We start from the raw sequence: 1,721 nt of genomic DNA, 5'->3' as shown, positions 1-1,721 counted from the left end.
GAGGCGCTGGAACAATTGGCCAACGGCCAGTTGCAGGTGCTGTTCTGCGTGGACCTGTTCAACGAGGGGGTGGACCTGCCGGCCATCGACACCGTGATGATGCTGCGCCCCACTGAATCCCGCATCCTGTTCCTGCAGCAACTGGGTCGGGGCCTGCGCAAGGCCGAGGCGAAGGAGCGACTGGTGGTGCTGGATTTCGTGGCCAATCACCAGAGCTTTCTGCACAAGCCCATGGCGCTGATGAACCGGACCATGACCCATCAGGATCTGGCCCGGTTTGCCCGCGATCTGGAAAACCAGAGCCTGGATCTGCCCACGGGCTGTTACGTCAATTACGACCTGCGGTTCATCGATTTTCTCAAATCCCTGGGCGGCAGTGATCTGCAGGATCAGTACCACACCCTGCGCGACACCCTCGGCCGTCGACCAACCTTGACCGAGTTCTACCGCGCCGGTGCCAGCCTGCAGGCCGTGCGTCGCCAGTATGGTCACTGGTTCGGGCTGATCGCTGCCCTGGAGCCCGACCTTCAGACCGATGAGCGGACGGTGATCGAGCAGCAGGCGGATCTGCTCCGGGAACTGGAGACTACCGCCATGACCAAGAGCTTCAAGATGGTCCTGCTGGAGGCCTTCCAGGAGCTGGATGGCTGGCGGGAGGCGCCTACGCTGACGGACCTGGCGGCCCGCTCCTGGCAGGTGTTGCAGCGTCGACGCCCGCTGTTGGCCGACCTGCCGGACGCCTATCAGGGTCTCACCGAACCACCGGATGACTGGCTGGGCTATTGGCGGAAGAACCCGGTGTCGGCCTGGGCCGGTGGGTCTTTTTTCACCCTTGAGGGAGATCGTTTCATCGGCGTCACGGCGGTGGCTCCAGACCACATTGCCACCCTGACAGAGCTGGTACAGGAGCTGGTGGATTACCGGTTGGCCACCTATGAGGTCAGGCAGGGTCTGGGTGGCGCCACGGTCACGGCCTTGTCCAGCCGCAGGCCGGAGCAGGTCTCGCTGCCGTATTTCCCCAACCTCAAGATCGCCTGCGGCCACTTCAAGACGGGCACCGCCGATTGTGAGGAATACCGCAGTCTGCCCCTGGAGGGGTATGGTCGTCTGGATCCCGGTCGGCACTTCATCGCCCGCGCCTCCGGCAACTCCATGAACGGCGGCAAGCAGCCGGTGCAGGATGGCGACTATCTGCTGCTGGAACTGGCCAGTGCCGAAAGTGCGGGCCGGATCACCGGCGACATCCTGGCCATCGAGCGCCAGGATGGGGCGGGCGACAACCAGTACCTGCTGCGCAAGGTGCTCAAGGACCCCAACGGGCAGTACCGGCTCCGGGCCAACAACCCGGATTATGAGGACATCGTGGTCACCTCGGAACTGCAGGAGCAGTTCCGCACCTTTGCCCGACTCAAGGGCGTGCTGGATCCGTTATGGATGGTGGTGGGGGAGCGGTTTGCCCGAGAGGAGATACCCGGCCTTTTCAACGCAACGTTCAATCCGGGCAGCTGGAACAGTGGTCATGTGGTGCTCGGGGACCAAAAGGTCCATGTGCTGCTGGTGACGCTGAACAAGCAGGGCAAAGCGGCCGATCATCGCTATCTGGACCATTGGGTGGACGACACCCGGTTCCACTGGCAGACCCAGAATCAGACAACGCCCCAGAGCAAGCGGGGCCGGGAGATCATCCATCATGAGGAGATGGGCATCGGTATCCATCTCTT

1 protein-coding gene is annotated in these 1,721 nt (G+C 62.9%); it reads left to right on the top strand.

Annotation, left to right across the window (positions count from 1 at the left end; genetic code table 11):
• A partial coding sequence (locus tag BMX62_RS12470; protein WP_143339820.1) for a DUF3427 domain-containing protein occupies nucleotides 1–1,721 on the top strand: 1,721 nt, incomplete at both ends.

The sequence above is a fragment of the Ectothiorhodospira magna genome (assembly GCF_900110965.1).
GTDB lineage: Bacteria > Pseudomonadota > Gammaproteobacteria > Ectothiorhodospirales > Ectothiorhodospiraceae > Ectothiorhodospira > Ectothiorhodospira magna.
The sequence above is the reverse complement of the archived record's forward strand: the minus strand, read 5'-3'. Positions and strand labels throughout refer to the sequence as shown.